21 protein-coding genes are annotated in these 18195 nt (G+C 65.6%); 16 read left to right on the top strand and 5 right to left on the bottom strand.

Translation table 11 applies throughout. The features are described from left to right. Positions 1-35 precede the first annotated feature (35 nt). The 5 genes from GV161_RS26895 to GV161_RS26875 all read left to right on the top strand — a co-directional run bounded on the left by GV161_RS26895 (position 36) and on the right by GV161_RS26875 (position 2891). The gene (locus GV161_RS26895) at positions 36-359 is read left to right on the top strand and encodes a hypothetical protein (RefSeq protein ID WP_152016287.1); all 324 of its coding nucleotides are present in this window, start codon (positions 36-38) and stop codon (positions 357-359) included. Between the two features lie 189 nt (positions 360-548). Then, positions 549-1049, top strand: coding sequence for a TlpA disulfide reductase family protein (locus GV161_RS26890; protein ID WP_152016286.1), 501 nt, complete (start codon positions 549-551; stop codon positions 1047-1049). Further along, positions 1049-1780 carry a cytochrome c biogenesis protein CcdA gene (locus tag GV161_RS26885; protein ID WP_152016285.1) on the top strand — a complete coding sequence of 244 codons (732 nt, stop codon included), beginning with the start codon at positions 1049-1051 and terminating at the stop codon, positions 1778-1780. The genes GV161_RS26890 and GV161_RS26885 overlap by 1 nt, the downstream gene beginning before the upstream one ends. Positions 1781-1797: 17 nt before the next feature. After that, positions 1798-2241 carry a disulfide bond formation protein B gene (locus GV161_RS26880; RefSeq protein WP_152016284.1) on the top strand — a complete coding sequence of 148 codons (444 nt, stop codon included), beginning with the start codon at positions 1798-1800 and terminating at the stop codon, positions 2239-2241. Further along, a complete protein-coding gene (locus GV161_RS26875; RefSeq protein ID WP_152016283.1) occupies positions 2238-2891 on the top strand; it encodes a thioredoxin domain-containing protein in 654 nt (217 codons plus the stop codon). The genes GV161_RS26880 and GV161_RS26875 overlap by 4 nt, the downstream gene beginning before the upstream one ends. Positions 2892-2968: 77 nt before the next feature. Here the strand turns inward: GV161_RS26875 and GV161_RS26870 are convergent, their stop codons facing one another. The 4 genes from GV161_RS26870 to GV161_RS26855 are packed head-to-tail and all read right to left on the bottom strand — an operon-like array spanning position 2969 to position 5811. Further along, positions 2969-3598, bottom strand: a complete 630-nt coding sequence (locus GV161_RS26870) for a periplasmic heavy metal sensor (protein WP_152016282.1) — start codon at positions 3596-3598, stop codon at positions 2969-2971. Then, complete coding sequence (locus GV161_RS26865; protein ID WP_152016281.1) at positions 3595-4167, bottom strand: Crp/Fnr family transcriptional regulator; 573 nt, start codon at positions 4165-4167, stop codon at positions 3595-3597. Before GV161_RS26865 ends, GV161_RS26870 begins: the two co-directional genes overlap by 4 nt. An 11-nt stretch (positions 4168-4178) precedes the next feature. Further along, positions 4179-5486 (bottom strand): MFS transporter, encoded by a 1308-nt coding sequence (locus GV161_RS26860; protein ID WP_152016280.1) that lies wholly within the window; start codon positions 5484-5486, stop codon positions 4179-4181. A 46-nt stretch (positions 5487-5532) separates the two neighbouring features. After that, the gene (locus GV161_RS26855) at positions 5533-5811 is read right to left on the bottom strand and encodes a metal-sensing transcriptional repressor (protein WP_152016279.1); all 279 of its coding nucleotides are present in this window, start codon (positions 5809-5811) and stop codon (positions 5533-5535) included. Between the two features lie 105 nt (positions 5812-5916). Here GV161_RS26855 and GV161_RS26850 point away from each other — a divergent pair, with 105 nt between their 5' ends. The 5 genes from GV161_RS26850 (at position 5917) to GV161_RS26830 (ending at position 9295) form a co-directional block, all read left to right on the top strand. Continuing rightward, a complete protein-coding gene (locus GV161_RS26850; RefSeq protein WP_152016278.1) occupies positions 5917-6306 on the top strand; it encodes a hypothetical protein in 390 nt (129 codons plus the stop codon). 50 nt (positions 6307-6356) lie between these two features. Beyond that, on the top strand, positions 6357-7085 hold the full coding sequence (locus GV161_RS26845) for a HupE/UreJ family protein (protein WP_152017456.1): 729 nt from the start codon (positions 6357-6359) through the stop codon (positions 7083-7085). 14 nt (positions 7086-7099) lie between these two features. Then, a complete protein-coding gene (locus GV161_RS26840) occupies positions 7100-7780 on the top strand; it encodes a transmembrane anchor protein (RefSeq protein WP_152016277.1) in 681 nt (226 codons plus the stop codon). Between the two features lie 79 nt (positions 7781-7859). Continuing rightward, positions 7860-8504 (top strand): class I SAM-dependent methyltransferase, encoded by a 645-nt coding sequence (locus GV161_RS26835; RefSeq protein WP_152016276.1) that lies wholly within the window; start codon positions 7860-7862, stop codon positions 8502-8504. After that, the gene (locus GV161_RS26830) at positions 8501-9295 is read left to right on the top strand and encodes a nucleoside phosphorylase (RefSeq protein WP_152016275.1); all 795 of its coding nucleotides are present in this window, start codon (positions 8501-8503) and stop codon (positions 9293-9295) included. The genes GV161_RS26835 and GV161_RS26830 overlap by 4 nt, the downstream gene beginning before the upstream one ends. A 7-nt stretch (positions 9296-9302) precedes the next feature. Here GV161_RS26830 and GV161_RS26825 read toward each other — a convergent pair whose 3' ends face one another. Further along, a complete protein-coding gene (locus GV161_RS26825; RefSeq protein WP_152016274.1) occupies positions 9303-9590 on the bottom strand; it encodes a hypothetical protein in 288 nt (95 codons plus the stop codon). Positions 9591-9860: 270 nt separating this feature from the next. On the opposite strand from GV161_RS26825, the gene GV161_RS26820 reads away from it, so the two are divergent. The 6 genes from GV161_RS26820 (at position 9861) to GV161_RS31400 (ending at position 18008) form a co-directional block, all read left to right on the top strand. Beyond that, positions 9861-10571, top strand: coding sequence for a DUF6875 domain-containing protein (locus GV161_RS26820; RefSeq protein WP_152016273.1), 711 nt, complete (start codon positions 9861-9863; stop codon positions 10569-10571). Positions 10572-10580: 9 nt separating this feature from the next. Further along, positions 10581-11795, top strand: coding sequence for a GNAT family N-acetyltransferase (locus GV161_RS26815; protein WP_193219579.1), 1215 nt, complete (start codon positions 10581-10583; stop codon positions 11793-11795). Between the two features lie 266 nt (positions 11796-12061). Then, a complete protein-coding gene (locus GV161_RS26810) occupies positions 12062-13642 on the top strand; it encodes a peptidase S10 (RefSeq protein ID WP_152016271.1) in 1581 nt (526 codons plus the stop codon). A 358-nt stretch (positions 13643-14000) separates the two neighbouring features. Continuing rightward, a complete protein-coding gene (locus tag GV161_RS26805) occupies positions 14001-14387 on the top strand; it encodes a DUF305 domain-containing protein (protein WP_152016270.1) in 387 nt (128 codons plus the stop codon). Between the two features lie 144 nt (positions 14388-14531). Beyond that, positions 14532-15041 (top strand): hypothetical protein, encoded by a 510-nt coding sequence (locus GV161_RS26800; protein WP_193219578.1) that lies wholly within the window; start codon positions 14532-14534, stop codon positions 15039-15041. A gap of 63 nt (positions 15042-15104) precedes the next feature. After that, positions 15105-18008, top strand: coding sequence for an autotransporter outer membrane beta-barrel domain-containing protein (locus GV161_RS31400; protein WP_159741846.1), 2904 nt, complete (start codon positions 15105-15107; stop codon positions 18006-18008). Positions 18009-18195 lie beyond the last annotated feature (187 nt).

Raw genomic sequence — 18195 nt, 5'->3', positions numbered from 1 at the left:
GAGGCCTTCTGGTCGCCGCCTGCGGTCTCGTGCTCATGTTCCAGCTGATGGCCAGCGCGCTTGCGGGGAGCACGCATCTCGCCGTCAAGTTCGACGCAGGCGAGATATCGCTCGCCGAGATCTGCGGTACCGCCCTGGATTCGCAGCGTGATCGGACGGCGCATGTCGAAGGCGTCAACACGTGCTGCGTTTGGGCGAAGTCGGTCGCTCTCGCGCCGTTGACGCCTCCGGCACCGGCCTCTCTGCTCCCCGAACGCGCCGAACCCGCTGCGACCATCTTCGTCCAGGGTGTGCAGGCCTCTCTCTCGTCCAGTCCGCAAGGGCCGCCACAGGCCACGGGACCACCGCGCCGCAGCTGAAGGGCGAGCCTTCCCTGCGGCCCGCGGCATCGTTGCGCGCAAGCCCTTCACGGCAGATCCGAGACGCCGGCCGTGAGCGAGAACGCATCGCCCATGCGAGGCCGCGCCACATGACAATCCTGTTTTCGAGGCCCGAGATTGATCGGACCAGTGTTCAGATCCAGACGGCTCGCACTGTCGCTCGTCGCCATGACGCTTGCGGCAGCCCTCTCCTATGCCGTCGTCGCCGATAGGACGCCGCGACCGCGCAACGCCGACGCGCTCATGTTCCAGCGGCTCGACGGCAGCGCCGCCGCCCTCGCGAGCTTTCGTGGCCAGGCCGTTCTTCTGACCGTCTGGGCGACGTGGTGCTGGTCCTGTCGCGAGGAGATGCCTGCGCTTGCGAGACTCCATCGCAGCCTGGACGGTCGGCCTCCTGCCGTGATCGCGCTCTCCGTCGATCGCGACGGCGCAGAAGTCGTAGAACCGCTCCTGACGCAATTGAACGTCAGGGACCTCCCGGTCTACCTCGATCCGACGGGCGCGTCGGTGGGCCGGCTGTCGGTCTCCGGGCTACCCACCACGATCCTGTTCGGCCCCGACGGCTCCGAGCGGGGGCGCTGGTTCGGCGTACGAGCCTGGGACGAGAAGCCGATGATCGACGAGATCGCGGCCCTTCTCGCCAGCGCCCCGCAAAGGAGCGCACACTGATGGACATCGCCGGCATCGGCATCTGGGCGGCGCTCGCGGCCGGCGCGGTCTCGTTCCTGTCGCCTTGCGTCCTGCCGCTCGTCCCTGGCTACGTCTCGTATATCGCAGGCGGCGCGGCCGGCGGCCTGCCTTCGCGATCCTCGTCGCGGCTCAACGCCCTCGTGATGAGCGTCTGGTTCGTGCTCGGCTTCTCGACAGTCTTCGTGCTGCTCGGCGCAGGCGCGAGCGCGCTTAGCCACCTCCTTCTCGCCTATCGCTACGAAGCCGGCATCCTCGGCGGCGCGATCATCTTCATCTTTGGCGTCTTCACGACGGGGCTGGTGCGCTTTGCCTGGCTCGAACGCGAGCTTCGCCTGCATGTGCCGATCGAAGGCGGACGGCCCATGGGAGCCTATCTCCTCGGTCTTGCCTTCGCCTTCGGCTGGACGCCCTGCATCGGCCCGGTTCTGGGCGCCATCCTGACCGTCAGCGCGACGTCGACCTCGGCATCGAGCGGCGTCGCTCTGCTGAGCGTCTACTCGCTCGGGCTCGCGATCCCCTTCCTCCTGACGGCGCTGTTCGCCGACGGCATGACGGCGAGGCTGCGCCGACTGCGCGGCGTCGGTCGCAGCCTGCAGATCGTGGCGGGCGGCATCATGATCCTGATGGGCCTCGCCATGATGTCGGGCCAGCTCTCGACCATGGCGTTCTGGCTTCTCGAAACCTTCCCCTTCCTCGCGAAAATCGGATAAAAGGCTCGCTTTCCCACATGACCAACGATGCTACCGCCGCCAGCGGACACGACCGCTGGCTCTATCTCTTCGTCGCCTGGATCATCGCAGTCGCAGCGAGCCTGGCCGCGCTCTTCATCGGCGAGGTCGTCGGCCAGGCTCCCTGCAGCCTGTGCTGGCATCAGCGCACCTTCATGTTCCCGCTCGCGGTCTTGCTCGCCGTGGCCAGCTTCCGGGGCGACACAGGAATATGGCGCTATGGTCTTCCCCTTGCCGCCATCGGCATGGCGATCGCGGCGTTCCACAGCCTCCTCTACGCCGGCCTGATCCCTGAAGGCATTCAAGCCTGCTCGCAAGGACCCTCCTGTGCCAGCGCCGACATGACGATCCTGGGCATGCTGCCCCTGCCTTACCTGTCTCTCGCGGCCTTCGCCGCGATCGCCATCGCGCTCATCGGCTCCAGAACAAAGGCCGCGTCATGAACCGCCGTGTGATCGTTGTCCTCACCGGCGTCTTCGCCCTCGCGATTTTTTCCGGCGCCACCCTCTTCCATAGGGACGAACAGACCAAACGCGCTCAAGCCGTTGCGGCCTCGCGCGCCGAGGCGCTGGTCCGCGATCATTCGCCCGTCATCGGTCCTGCGAGTGCTCCGGTCACAATCGTCGAGTTCTTCGATCCGTCCTGCGAGGCCTGCCGCGCCTTCTATCCGCCGCTCAAGCAGATCCTGGCCCTGTTCCCGAACGATGCGCGGCTGGTGATCCGGTACGCGGCGTTCCACGAGGGGTCGGACGCCGCGGTCAAGATCCTCGAAGCGGCTCGGCTTCAGGGCAAGTTCGAGCCCGTCCTCGCAGCGCTTCTGGAGTTCCAGCCGGAATGGGCGGACCACGACAAGCCCGACCTCGAGAAGGCCTGGGCGCGTGCGAAGGACGCCGGTCTCGACATCGAGATGGGCAAGCGCGACGTGGCCCGGCCGGAATTCCAGATGACTCTGGACAAGGATGGGGCGGACGCAAAAGCGCTTGAGGTGAGCAGAACGCCGACCTTCTTCGTGAACGGGCAGCCCCTCACCGAATTCGGTCCGCGCCCACTCTACGAGTTGGTCAAGCGCGAGGTCGAAAAGGCGAGCCAATAGGCCGTCGGCCTATTTGCTCGACGGGTGGCCGCAGCCTGCGATCGTGGCGCTCGTCGAGCCGCGATCTCGCAATTTGCTCAATGCTTGTTATGCAATCCATGAGCGCCAGATCCTGCGGGCGTACCGGCATAGCCGCGCAGAAGATCGTATTGGGCGATCTGTTTCCTGGAAAGGACGGCCGCGGTCTCGATATGGGCGGCGAGATGGACGGCCCTCAGAGCTCCCTGCGTGACGCCGATCCGTTCTGTCAGCGCCCGCAGGCGCTGGCCGTCGATCGTCCGCGCAACGAAGCCTTCGTCCAGTTTGCGCTCAAGGCCGAGTAGGTCTTCTCCGACCGCCTTCGCCTCTGCGCTCATCCGGGTCATGATCGCCTTCAGCGCCTGCCGTTGCTCGTCCGACAGCTTCAGCGGCTCGGCCAGTTCGAGGCCATGCATGGGTCCGGGATATCGGTTGAGTTCGGCAGCCTTGGCGAGCCCCATTCCGCGGCCTTGAGTTAGGTCATCGATATCCTTGGTCGACAGCGCCTTGATCTCCCGGCCCTGCTCGCCGGCATAGGGGCTGTGCATCTGCGCTTTTGCCGGCCAGGCCGGCGCGACGCTTGCCGAAATCAGGACGAGCGCGGCTGTGAGGGCGATATGGATCATTGGGGTTCTCCTTTGAACCCAACCTGCCAGAGACCCGCATCGCCCTGACATGACCGCGATCATGTCAGGGCGATGCGGCCTGCCTTTCGTTCAATCGCACCCTCGGATTCGAGCCGCGCCAGCGTCCGGTAGAAGGCTTCGGGCGTCAGGCCGATCGCACTAGCGATCTCCCGCAGCGAGCCGCCGAAAGCGACGGTGCGCCCGTCGTCGCCGGCTTCCGCAACAAGGAAGGCGAGCACCCGCTCGCGCGCCGAGCGGATGTCGCGCAGCGTCAACCGCGAGCGCAGCATCATCACCTGCCGGGCGAGATCGGCAGTCAGGTCGAACCGCGCCGGCGCATCGTCGTTCAGCCGGGCGATGCAGGCGGCTTTGGGAAAACACGCGACCACGGCGTCGCTGAGCGCAATGGCGTCGCAATGGTAGCGCGCGGCGAAAAGCGAGGCCTCGGCGAAGCGCTCTCCCGGCCCTGCCGTGAACAATGCCGTCTCGCGGCCATCTGCGCCGAAGCGCATGAGCCTGACGCGTCCCGTACGCACTTCGAAGAAACCGCGCGTCTCGTCCCCGGCTGCAAACAGCGTCTCGCCCGCGGCAAGACGCCGGATGACCGGGTCGATCTCCGAGAACATGCCCATGCTCGATCCGCTCAGCCGCGCGTCGGCCAGGCCTGATGATCCCGGTCGATCACGAAGGCATGCCGATGCCGCGCGCCCGCGCCCGCCAGATGCGGATGGTCGGGCGCGAGCGTGAGATGCTCATGCTCGATCTCGTCGGGATCGCCCGCCGGCCAGACGCGCAAAGCGATCGCAAGCGCGAGCCCGGCGATCGCCGCCATGACCGCGAAGGTCGCGGGCAGACCGAGCGTCGCGCCGAGCCAGCCGGCCGCCGGATAGGTGATCAGCCAGCACGCGTGAGAAAGGGCGAACTGAGCGGCGAAGAGAGCTGGCCGATCCTCGGCATGAGCGGAGCGGCGCAGCAGGCGCCCCGACGGCGTCTGCGTCAGGCTGTAGGCGAAGCCGAGCGCAAACCAGAGCGGCAGTAGGATGGAAAAGCCCGGAACGAGTGTGCCGAGCAGAAGAAGCGCAGGCAGGCACGCGGCCGCGGGGAGCATCAGCCTGCGGTCGTCGAGCCGGTCGAGCAGGCGCGGCAGCGCGAAGGCCGCCGACATCGAGCCCGCGCCGAACATGGCCAGCGCAAGCGCCGTGGCCTGCTGCGTCAGGCCGTAGGTCGCCTGAACCAGAACGACCGTGTTGACGATGACCATGGAGCCCGCCGCCGACACGGCCAGGCTCAGCGCCAGCAGGCCGCGCAGGCGCGGCGTCGCCAAGTAGATCCGCAAGCCCCGCGTGGTGCGGTCGTAGACGCCGCGCGGCTCGCCGGGCTTTGGGCTCGGCAAATTCACCGAAACGACCAGCGCGGCGGAAGCGATGAAGCCGATGACCGTGCCGGCAAAGAGGTTGTGGAAGCTGATGACTGTCAGGAGCAGCGCCGCCAGCGCCGGGCTCAGCAGGCTCTCCAGGTCATAGGCCAGCCGCGAGAGCGAGAGCGCCTGGGTGTAGTCCTTCTCATCGGGCAGGATGTCGGGGATCGTCGCCTGGAAGGTGGGCGTGAAGGCGGCCGATGCCGACTGCAGCATGAAAATCAGGACGTAAACCTGCCAAATCTCCGTGACGAAAGGGAGCAGCAGGGCCACCGCCGCGCGGATCAGATCGAGAGCAACCAGCATGGTCCGGCGCGGCAGGCGCTCCGCGAAGGCCGAGGCGATCGGCGCGACGCCGACATAGGCGATCATCTTGATCGCCAAGGCGGTGCCCAGCACGATGCCGGCGTCTGCGCCCGCGAGGTCGTAGGCGAGCAGGCCGAGCGCGACCGTGGCGAGACCTGTGCCAATCAGGGCGATGATCTGCGCGAGGAAGAGGTGCCGATAGGTCCGGTTGGCGAGGATGGCCAGCATGGGCTTGGTCCCGATCGGTGATCGATGTTGCGGTGGAGGCGGGCGCCTACAGGTACTTCGAGACAGCCTTGACGGCGTCGAGCACTTCGCGCTGTTTGCCCGGCAGCGGCCCAACGACCTGGGTGAGGCAGTGGTCGAGATGGTCCTGAATCAGGGTCTTCTTGGCTTGGCCGATCGCACTCTCGACCGCCTGCAATTGCTGGGCGATGTCGAGACAGGGACGCCCGGCTTCGATCATCTCGATGACCTTGCGCAGATGCCCATCGGCGCGCTTCAATCGCTTGACGATGGCGGGATGCGTCTCGTGAACATGGGCCGCAGTCATGACTGTCCTTATCCCCCTAGGTAGGATAGGTCAACTGTGCGGCTGCGTTGCGATTCGCGCGTCGCCGTCAAACTTTCGTTAAGGTTGAAAGCTCTACCGTCAGGCATGTCGCGCCGCAGAACCAAAGCCGGATTCAGCCTCGTCATCGCCTTCGCGATGGCGCTCGGCGTCCTGCTCTCGACGGCTCACATGGCGGCCGGGCACAACGCCTATGCGACCGCCCAGGCCGAAGCCGTGCGCCACGCCGAACTTGCAGCGACGATCGCCGAGCACGGGCACGCGCATGACGAGGGCGAGCCGTCCGAACAGCTTCCGGGCCATGTCCATGGCCACAACGCAGCCGATCACCTCCACGAAACGGCCGACCGACTCACCGTGATTGCGCTCGTGACGCCGGGCTTCGCCCGAACCAACGCAGCCCATGACCCCGTCATGGCCGATCCCGGTCACCCTGATGGGCTGAAACGCCCCCCGAGACCCTTCGTCGCCGCATGAGCCCGGCCGCCGCGGCGGCCATCCATCACCGACGAACCATTGGAACTTCCATGCAACGACCTTCCATCGGAGGGCGGTGCGGGCTGCGTCTTGCAGCTTCGCACGCATCGCTTTCTCTGTTCCTGCTGCTTGCGAGCCTCGCGCCCGCCATCGCTCATGGCGTCGCCGAAGGCGACAAGGGCTATATCCAGGAGATCAGCGGCATCAACCTGATGCCCTTTGTCTATCTGGGCGCCAAGCACATGATGACGGGCTACGACCACCTGCTCTTCCTCTTCGGGGTGGTCTTCTTCCTATACCGGATGAAGCACGTCGCCATCTATGTCAGCCTGTTCGCGCTCGGGCACTCCACCACGATGCTGCTGGGCGTGTATTTCAACATCGGCATGAACGCCTATATCATCGACGCCATCATCGGCCTCTCGGTGGTCTACAAGGCGCTCGACAACATGGGCGCCTACCAGCGCTGGTTCGGCGTTCAGCCGAACACCAAGGCCGCGACGCTGATTTTCGGCCTGTTCCATGGCTTCGGCCTCTCGACCAAGATCCTCGACTACAACGTCGCACCGGACGGCCTCGTGCCCAACCTTCTGGCGTTCAATGTCGGGGTCGAGATCGGCCAAATCCTGGCCCTGACCGCAATCCTGATCGCGATGGGCTTCTGGCGGCGCACTCCCAGCTTCCTTCGCCACGCTTACACCGCCAACACCGTCATGATGACCGCCGGGTTCGTGCTGATCGGCTACCAACTCACCGGCTTTTTCGTCTCCGCAACCTGAAAGGCACCCACACCATGTACAACTCCGACATCCCCACGCGCGCCGAACTGCCGACCTCGGCGCAACTCCTGCGCTCCACGGCCATTGCCATCGTCGCGGCCGCCGGCATTCTTGTGACGATTGTCCTGCCGGCCGAATACGCCATCGACCCGACCGGAATCGGCCGCATGCTGAAGTTGACCGAGATGGGCGAGATCAAGACCCAGCTCGCTGCGGAAGCCGAGGCAGACCGCCTGAAGGACGGTCCGACCACGCCGGCTCAGCCGGCCCCAGCGACGCCTTTGCCGGACCAGCGCTCAAGCCTGCTGACCACGCTGGCCGGGCTACTCGTCTCGCCTGCACAAGCCGGCGAGCGGGTCGTTCTCGCCCAAGCTGAGAAGACCGACGAGACCGTGATCACGCTGGAGCCGACCAAGGGCGCGGAGTACAAGCTGACCATGGCCAAGGGCGCGCAGGTCACTTTCGACTGGAGCGTCAAGGACGGCGTCGTGAACTACGACATGCACGGCACGCCCGGCCCCGGCGCCAAAGAGAAGAGCTACAAGACCGGCCGCGCGGTGGCAGGCGATACGGGCGTGCTTACCGCTGAGTTCGATGGCGGCCATGGCTGGTTCTGGCGCAACCGGGGCACGAAGCCCGTCACCATCATCCTACGGACCAAGGGCGCCTATGCCGAGATCAAGCGCATGAGCTGACGGCAGGTTGCGAAACGGTCAGCCGGATCGATTTGTCCGGCTGGCCGCCTTAAGGTCTCCGCAAGACAAGGAGCCGGCGATGACCAGCCCACGACGTAGCCACTGGAACGACGTCTACACGACCACGCCGGCCGACACGGTCAGCTGGTTCCAGGACGATCCGACGCCGTCGCACGATATGATCGCGCAGACCGGTCTGGGCACGGGCGACCCCATCGTCGACATCGGCGGCGGCGCCTCGATGCTGATCGACCGATTGCTGGGTGCCGGCCATTCGGCAGTGACCGTGCTCGATATCGCCGAGGCCGGCCTCGCCGTCGCACGTACGCGCCTAGGCGAGCGCGCCGAGCTGGTGACGTGGATCGCGCAGGACGTCACAGCCTGGCAGCCTCCGAAGGACGCCTTCTCGATCTGGCATGACCGGGCTGTCTTCCACTTTCTCGTCGATGAAGCCGACCGGCTATCCTATCGGCGCGCGCTTGACCGAGGCGTCAGGGCCGGCGGCTTCGTCATCCTCGCGCCCTTTGCGCTCAGCGGTCCTGAACGATGCAGCGGGCTCCCCGTCAGGCGCTATTCGGCGGACATGCTTCAGGCGGAGCTTGGACCGGCCTATCACCTGATCGATCAGCAGCCGCAGACTCATGTGACGCCAACCGGGAACCATCAGGACTTCATCTGGTGTCTGTTCAAGAAGACGCCGACGTCGGCGGCCTTTGAACAATGACCGACCACCACGACGGCTCTGTGCCAATCCTGGCCAACAAGCACTACGCGGAAGAATCCGCCTTCCAGCCGGGAAACCTGCTGCGCGAAGCGCGTCGCCAGAAAGGTCTGGCCGTGCGCGCGGTACCGGCGATCTGCGTGCTCGACCCCGACGGCGATCTCGTCCGACGCTTGCGCCGGGACGGACGCGCGACGGCTGACCGAGACTGGGCCTGCTATCACAGCGAACTCGATCGCTTCGTCGAAAGCGACCTCGAATTCGGAATCGTCGGCTGCGTCGTCGGCGCCTCCTATGCCGTGCTGGTGGCGGAGCAGCTCTTCGCCGCCGGCTGCAGGCTCCTGATCAGCATGACCTCGTCCGGGCAACTGCAGCCGATACGGCCGCCGCCTTATTTTATCTTGATCGAACGGGCCCTGCGCGACGAGGGTACGAGCTACCACTACCTGCCGTCATCGGAATTCTCACAAGCCGACGCCGGCGTCCTCGCTACGCTTGAGGGCGCCTTTGACGGACTGCGCGAGCCGGTGCTGAGCGGCGCGACCTGGACGACCGATGCGCCCTTTCGGGAGACGGAGCGCACCATCGCCGCCATGACCGCACGCGGCCTGCTCGCCGTCGAGATGGAAGCCGCCGCGCTCTATGCCTTTGCGCAAGCCTGCGGCAAGCGAGTCGTCTGCTTCGCCCACGTCACCGACCAGATGGGCCAGGAAGGCGATTTCGAGAAGGGCGAAGCAGACGGCACCGTAGATGCGCTGGCCGTCATTGTAGCGGCCGCGCGTCGTCTGGGATGACGCCTCTTTAAGCCACAGGCCCCCGCACCGCGAGGCTCACTTCGGCGCGTTCTAATCTGACGTCAGAGAGTCGTTTCGACCGTTCCGTCGGCGCGGACGAAGATGACGTCCTTACCCATCGCTTGACCTTCGGATCCTTCGCGCTGCTGACCTTCGCTGCGGTCACCGTGGCGGCGCGGGTCTGGCGGTCAGTCATCTCGCCCATCGTCATAATAATCTGCCCAGCGATCATCCCCATCTCGCTGGTGCGGGTGGCGGCCGCGACGCCCATGCCTTCGTCATCGATGATTTGCACCGGGAGTGGCCCGAGCGCGTGGGCTGATTCCTAATGACCCTGTGAACCGGCTCGAACGCTCAACATTGAGATTTGGCGGCATAGCCGGTTGGTATCACCCCCCGTGTGAAGCGATGCCAATGGATTTATGTATAGGCTCAGCGATCTTGTGGCTGTTTAAGAGCCATAACGAAGTCCTAAGGCGTCGCCGTCGACGAAAGCTGCGTCGGAAACGCTTCTCTAAGACCGCCCTGCTAGAGCCTCCCTCAAGCAAACCCGAGGCAGCGCGGAATGAGCCAGAAGTCGGATCGGGTCGGAAATTTATTCGAGCCCTTGGCGGGCGCCGGCAGCGGTGCGGTCGCCAATCCACTGGCTGAACTCGAAGCCTCCGGCGCGATGTCGACGCTTGCCGTGGCCCGGGCGCGCTGCGACCAGTCCGGTTCCGACGCCCTGTCGACCCTGATCGGCTGGGTCGAGGGCTATCTGATGACGGCCCATCCCGATCTTGGCCGCACAGGCGCCGTTTGCCCCTTCACCCGCCAGGCGGCAAAGCTCGACACCGTCCGGCTCGGCGTCTGCGAGGCCAGCCCCGATAACGAGGACAGCGTGTTCACGCTGATCCGCACGAGTTTCCAAGCACTGGAGGCGATCCCCGCAAAGCCGGCCATGGCGCATTTCCGCACGATCATCATCGGCTTTCCAGCCTGTGGCGGCGATCGTGGCATCGCCATGCTGAGGCGCATCCATGACCGCCACAAAGTCTATTCGCTGACACGCAACCGGATGATTGGGCTGATGCATGCTGGATCTGAGGCACCCGGCCTATGGAATCCCGATTTCAGGCCGTTGCGCGCGCCGATGCCTGTCCTCGCCATCCGTCACATGGTCGAGCAGGATGCGCCTTTCGCCGTCCGTCATCCGCTGCTTCTGCTGCCCTATCTGGTGCGGTTCCCGTTCGCCGGTCTGAAGCGCATCGTCGCCCATTATATCGGCCGTGGCTGAACCATGTCCTTGATCGCAGCAGCCCACATCGACCCGATCAAGGCATGGACCGCGCCTGTCCCGGTGCACGATACCCTGCCGCGCGACGACGAGATCGCGATCGCGATCGTGGACAGTCCGATCGCATTCTTGGCGATGCAGGCCGAATGGGAAGCCCTGTTCGAGCGCGCTGGCCAGCCTCATCAGGTTTTCCAGAGCCATGCGGTTCTGCGGCACTGGATGCGGCACTACCTCGATTCGCGCACCAGTCTGAGCATCATCACCGGACGACGCGGGGGGTGTTTAGTCATGGCTTGGCCGTTGATCCGCCAGCGCCGTTTCGGCGTGGTCAGCCTGCGCTTCATGGGCGTTCCTGTGGCGCAGTTCGGCGATGTTCTCATCGAGCCTGCCGAGTGCGATGGGTCTCTGATGCAGGCCGGCTGGGACTGCCTGCAAAGGCTCGATGCGGACGTCCTGGACCTACGCAAGCTACGCGCCGATTCGGCGCTCATGCGCTCGGGCCTCGTCGCCGGCGCAGTCCTGCGCGAGCGGCTCGAGGCCCCCTTTGCCGATCTCACCTTTCGGGTCGGGCCCGATGGACCAAGCAAGGCCTATGCATCCCGGGAGCGGTCCAACCATCGGCGCCGGTTGCGGCGGCTCTCGGAACGTGGAGCGATCGCCTTTGGGACGGTGGAGCCCGGGCCGGAGGCGGCCCGGCTTGCCGTCATCGCGGTGGCGATGAAGCGGGCTTCGCTTCTGCGCCATGGCATCGTGGCGCCGACGATCGCAGATCAGCGCTTCTCGGCGTTCTTCCACGATCTCGCTGGCGACGCCGCCGGCGGTTCGCCGCTGCACATAACGATGATCACCTGCGACGGCGCGCCGATCGGGCTCGACCTGGCCCTGGATTGCAAGGGCACCAGCTTCGGCCATGTCATCGCCACGCATCCCGAGCATGAGCGTGGGGGGGTCGGCGGAATTCTGGTGCATCATAGCTTCGCCTCCGCCAAACGTCGCGGTAACGCCATCTTTGACTTGCTAGCGCCGGCTGACGCCTACAAGCACGAGCATGCCGACGGCCTGACGGCCGTGAGCGACTTGGTATTGCCTTTGTCCTGGAAAGGCCGGCTGGCAGCGAATTATGGGCTACTGAACTGGAGACCCTTCCTCAAACAGGCATTCCGACGCCTACCGTCGCCTCTGACACGAAGATTGGCCGCCTGGTCGTATGGCGGAAAGAGCTAAACGCTGCGCAGAATCTAAGGCGACTATCGCGATCGTCATGCGCTCACGGCTGAGATCGGCGACCAACACGCCTGATTCCTGTTCCTACCGGATCGCGATGATTTGCTCTTCCGAGAAACGACTGTGCTTCACCTTCTGCTCCCCTCAATGAGCCAGAGCGAAGTTCAACCCGGATCAGCCCCGAGGGGCAACGTCATGCAACCTCGCGGAATTCCGCCTCGTTGTCGTTCTACCGCGGTTCTTCGGCTTCGACATCGAGGTGCTCCATGAGAATTCCTCCACCAATCCTTCTGCTGCTCGCCGCTTGTCTGGCCGCGGCCCCGCTGCCGGGCGGCACCGACGCGGCGTCGCAGGAGACGGGGTCGCCGGTTCAAGCGCAGGGACGGCCTGCCGCGCAGGAATCACGGCCTCAGGGGCAACCGGACGTGCGGTCAACCGTTCAGAACCAGCTTCTGCCGCAGCCCTCCGTCACCCGGCACGAGATCGTCCTGCCCGGCCGCACGCTGCGCTATACGGCGACCGCCGGCTCGCTGCCGGTGCGCGACCAGGAGGGGCGGACGCTCGCAGAGATCGCCTACATCGCCTATGTGCTGGATCACGAGGATGGCTCAGCCTCGCCGCACCGTCCCGTCAGCTTCGCCTTCAACGGCGGTCCGGGCGCGGCGTCGGCCTACCTTAACCTCGGCCTGATGGGGCCTAGACGCCTGCCGTTCGGACGGCAGGGCGACGGGCCGTCCATGCCGCCGGTTCCGATCGACAATGCCGAGACCTGGCTCGATTTTACCGACCTCGTCTTCATCGATCCCGTGGGGACCGGCTACAGCCGCTTTGCCTCTTCAGGCGACGATGAGCGAAGGCTGCTTTGGTCGGTGGAGGGCGACTACCGGTCGCTGTCGCGGTTCATCGGCAATTGGCTTCGGCTGAACGACCGCCTCGCCTCGCCGAAATACCTCGTCGGCGAGAGCTATGGTGGCTTCCGCGCCCCCAAGGTCGCAGGCGAGTTGCAAAGCGCCGACGGCGTCGGCGTCTCCGGCATCGTGATGATCTCGCCGGTGCTCGATTTTACCTTTCAGCGCGACGCACGCGGCTCGCCGCTGAGCTGGGTGGTCTCGCTGCCCGGTATGGCGGCCGTCCGGCTGGAGCGCGAAGGCAAGCTATCACGCCAAGCGCTTGCTGCAGTCGAAGCCTACGCCTCGGGCGCCTACCTTGCCGATTTGCTGAAAGGCCCTCGCGATCGGCAGGCGGTGGAGCGGATGTCCGACCAGGTAGCTGCGCTGACTGGGCTCGATCGCGGCCTGGTCATGCGGATGGGCGGCAAGGTCGATGCTGGCACCTTCCTGCGCGAACTCGATCGCTCAAGCGGACGGGTCGGCAGCCCTTACGATGGCGCAGTGACCGCCTTCGACCCCAATCCGGACGCAAGCCGTAGCCGGGCCCCCGACGCCGTGCTCGACGCCATCACCGCGCCGCTGACGAGCGCCATGCTGAGCCATTACGCTAGGGACCTGAAATGGCGCCCCGAGGGGCGCTATATGTTGTTGAATGACGATACGAGCCGCCGTTGGAGCTACGGCCAGGGCAGGGGCGACCGCGAATCCATGCGCGAACTGGGCGGTGCGCTGGCGCTCGACCCGGGTCTAAAGGTCATCGTCGCTCACGGGTTCACCGATCTGGTGACACCGTATTTCGAGACGAAGCTTTTACTGGATCAATTGCCTACCTTCGGCGACTCCGCCCGGGTCAAGCTCGAGCTGCTCCCCGGGGGCCACATGTTCTATTCCCGTGACAAGTCGCGGACCGGATTTCGCGCTTCCGTCCGCCAAATGATGGATCCGACAGCCGAATGACCAACCGGCCTGTGCCGTGCAGAGTTCTCGCAGCAACCTTCGCGTGGTCGGACGTCGATTATTACGAATTGTTACCGTGCGGAACGTCGAAGTTGGCGGTGCGTCTCTTGTATTGCGCACCAGAAAAAATCTGGAGCGTCGGGAGACGGTTCAAGACACGGTTATACCCATCCGCATTTGTATCCGCTCGTCCCGATCCATTCGCAGATAGCGTGAGCGAATTGCCCGTGTTGGACGTGTGGGCTTGTGCCTCAAACCCGCGGTGAACGCTGCCATGAGGTGGCAGCGTAGGAGACGCGTCCGACACCCCGGTCGCATCCCCAGACTGATTTCTCACTCAAATGAAGGAACCACGACCATGATCCGCCTGACATTGATCTCGCTCTCTTCGGTTCTCGCCATTACCGCGGCTGTTGCCCAGCAGCCTGCCTCCAAGCCGGCCATGGACCCCGGCATGCACATGAAGATGATGCAGCCGGCAGCCTCTGATTCCGCCTCCACCAAGGGTTACAAGGAATCGATGATGAGCATGATGCAGGCGATGCCGATGACGTTTACCGGCGACGCAGACATCGACTTCATGACGCAAATGAAGGGTCATCATCAGGGCGCGATCACCATGGCGAAGGTTGAGCTCACCCACGGCAAGGATCCCGAAGCCAAGAAGCTCGCCACTGAGATTGTTGCGGCTCAGGAAAAGGAAATCGCGATGATCGACAAATGGTTGAAATCTAAGGGGAAGTGACCAAGACCAAGTTCGCGGTCGACGCGATATTCCTGCTCTGATGCCGGCCGGATGCCTCACCCGAGGCATCCGGCCGGTCGTGCGCTGCAGGCACCGGTCTGTTTCGTCCTCGGTCGTATCCTCGGCCAGAAAAGACTCAACGCCATGCCAAGCTGGCTCTCCTGGCTGCGGCGCTACCTCGCAACAAGTGCGATCGGCCATCTCTTATGGGAAATCGTGCAGCTTCCACTCTATACGATCTGGTCCACCGGAACCGTGCGCGAGCAGGTGATCGCGATCGTCCACTGCACGGCTGGTGATGTCGTCATCGCCACGTTGGCCATCGTCCTTGCGCTCGTTCTAGTTGCCGACTCAGACTGGCCGGCAACCCGCTTCTGGCCGACTGCTGCGGCGGCGCTGATGGGCGGCGTCGCCTATACCGGCTTGAGCGAATGGCTCAACACCGTGCTTCGGACGTCCTGGTCTTATTCCGAATGGATGCCTGTCCTCCACCTATTCGGCTTTCGGTTGGGCATCTCACCCATGCTGCAATGGGTCATCGTGCCTGCGTTGGCGATGTGGCTCGCGATGCGCCCCGGCTCGAGCAGCCGCTTTACATCACTTGATCCCAGATCACGCGTAAGCGCCACGCCGGTCCCCTCGTGCGGTTCATGAGCTGTATGTGGCAGCATCCTCCGATTGGCGAGACGGAGGATCGGGATGGAAGCAGACGTGCAAATGGACGTCCAATTGGACGTCGCGACACGTGGGGGTGGGGGTGGCGGCCTCGTCCTGACCGGCGCCGGAGTTGCCATGAATACAAATGGCTTCGCTGTCTCGGGCGGCGGCGGCGCTGGCGGCGGCATCGGTGCGGGAGCCGGAGCCGGCGGCGCCGGGCTGGTGCTGCTGGGCGGAGGCACGATCACCGTCGCGGCCGGAGCGGGCGGCACCAGCGTCATCGCCGGCGGCCAGGGCGGTGACGATTATGAGAGCGGGCACGGCGGCGCCGGACTGTTCCTGTACAATGGCGGCAGCTTGTCTCACCAGGCCGGCTCGATCAGCGGCGGCGCGGGCGGGACGGGCGCCTGGGCCGGCTCCGGCGGTGCCGGTGTGCTGAGCAATCTCGGCATCATCGACAACCGGGCCGCGATCACCGGCGGCAAGGGAGGCGATTCGAACGCAGGCGGGACTGGCTACGGCCGAGGCGGCGCCGGCCTGGAAGCCTGGGGCGGCTCTATCGCCAATATGGTGGGCGGCAGCATCACGGGCGGTGCGGGCGGGAACCAGTCCGACCTCAACCCAGTCTATGTCGCGGGCGTCGGCGGAGCCGGCATCGTCTTCCGGGATGGCCAGACCGCCAGCCTGGACAATGCCGGGACGATTTCCGGCGGCAATGGCGGCACCGCCGCCTCCAGCAGCCATGGCGCAGGCGGCGTTGGCATCGTCGGCGCGGCGAGCGGCGGCATCTCGATCGTCAATTCCGGGGCGATCGCGGGTGGGCTGGCCGGGAACGGCGCGACGCGGGCCAACGCGGTCGAGTTCTACGGCAGCAACAACCGCTTCGAGATCCGGGCCGGCTCGAGGACCGACGGCAATGTCGTGGTTCAGGGCGGCGGCACCAACAGTGTGCTGGCGCTGGGCGGAACAGCGAACGGCACCGTCAATATCGGCAATCTCGTAGCCTCGCATACCGGCTTCACGGCCTATGAGAAGACGGGATCGTCGACCTGGACGCTGTCGGGCAGCGGCAGCCAGCACTGGTCGATCCGGGACGGGACACTCAGCGGCAATTCCTCCAGCATGGCCGGCGACCTGACCTTCGCGACGGGAGCCGGCACGCGCGGCGTCATCTTCAACGAGGGCGCGGGCGGCAGCTATTCCGGGACCATCTCGGGTGATGGCAGCTTCACCCTGAGGGGAGGTGGTTCCCTCACCCTGGTCAATGCGCAGAGCTATACCGGAGCGACGACCGTCGCTGCCGGCACGCTGATCGTGAACGGCTCGATCGCGGCCTCGTCCGGTGTGACGGTGGCGGCAGGCGCGACGCTCGGCGGCACGGGGGTCATCCCGACGACGGTGGTGAACGGCACGCTGTCGCCCGGCAACTCCGTCGGCACGCTGACCGTCCAAGGCGGTGTGACTTTCAACGCGGGCTCGACCTACCGGGTCGAAATCGTCGGCGCGACCTCCGACCTGCTGACGGTGAGCGGCAGCGCCAGCTTGGCCGGCACGATCCAATTGGTGGCAGGCGGCGGTTCCTACAGCTTCAACACCGCCTACACCGTGCTGAGCGCGGCAAGCGTCAGCGGCAGTTTCGGGACCGTCTCGACCGAGGGCTCCTTCGGCGACGGCGTGACCACGACGGTGAGCTACACCAGCAATGACGTGCAGGTGACGCTGACGCCGAAGCGACTGACGCCATCCAACCCGGCGGACAATTCCCCGACGACCCCATCGGGCCCGAGTTTCATCGGGCCGACAGGGCCGAGCAACGCCTACGCCGTCGGCAAGGCCATCGACCAGGCCGTCGAGAGCGGCGGCGATCCGTCCTCGCTGTTCGCGATCTACAACCTGCCGGCCGCATCGATCGCGGCCGCGGTGAACAGCCTGTCGGGCGAGGTGCACACGGCAGCGCCCGCGATGGCGCACATCGCCTCGGATCAGTTCCTGCGGGTGATGCTCGACCAGACCGCCACGGGCCGGCTCGGTGCCGACGCTCCCGGACCGGGCGGCGCAAGCTATTCCGGCTTCGCGCGCAAGGACGCCGACCAGTCCGCCGCATCCTCCCGGCTCGATGCGCCGCTCTACTCCGTCTGGGGGGCGGCCTATGGTTCCTATGGCCGCACCGACGGCAATGCCCATATCGGCTCGGCCAGGCGCAACATCGACGATGCCCATCTGGCGACGGGCGTCGATGTCAGACTGATGCCCGGGACGTTCGCCGGCGTCGCGGTCTCCGGCGGCAAGGCGCGGGCCTCCCTGCCGGGCGTGCTCGGCAAGATCGATGCGGATGTCTTCCAGGCTGGCCTCTACGGCATGACGCAACTCGGTCCGGTGAAGCTTGGCGCGGCGCTGAGCTATTCCCGGCTCGAGAACGATGTCAGCCGCAGCATCCCGGTCCTGGGCTCGAGCCTCGCTTCCTCCTACGCGACGACGGCCTGGAGCGGGCGATTGCAGGCAAGCGCTGCGCTGCTGAGCTGGAACGGCCTCTCGCTGTCGCCGCTGGCCGCGATCCAGGGCACGCGAGCCCACAGCCCGGCCGTGATCGAGGCGAACTGGGGAGGAGCCAATGCCGGAGCGCTGGCTCTGGCCAGGCGCAACGACATCACCGCGCGCGGCGAACTGGGCGTACAGGTCGACAGCGACACGGCGCTCGGCGGTGTCCCCATTACCGGTTATGTCCGGGCGGCCTGGGCGCATTACTTTCGCCGCGATGCCGATCTGACAGCGAGCTTGGCCGGCCTGCCTGGCGCGGTGTTCACGGCGACTGGCGCCGAGCCCGACCGCAACAGCGCGCTCGTCAGCGCCGGTGTTGTGGCGAAGCTGTCCGATCGCTTTTCGTTGGGCCTCAATCTCGACGGTGAACTTTCCGCCAACAGCAGCCGCATCGGCGGATCAGTCCAGATCAGGGTCAGCTTCTGAAAGGCCGCTGCCCGACCTGAGCACAGCGGCTCGCTAGCTTTGAGTACGGGGTGCTGTTGACACAGGATGGCATGATCCGGACCGAAGCTGTGTCGTTAGGCTCCGCAGGGGGTGCCTGGTTTCGGGGCGGGAGCCGGAGTCGGCTATTAGTGCATCAAACGAGCAGCGATGGCAGTATTATGGATCC

The sequence above is a fragment of the Bosea sp. 29B genome, assembly GCF_902506165.1.
Taxonomy (GTDB): Bacteria; Pseudomonadota; Alphaproteobacteria; order Rhizobiales; family Beijerinckiaceae; genus Allobosea.
Note: the sequence above shows the minus strand (reverse complement) of the source record. Positions and strands in the feature narration are given on the sequence as shown.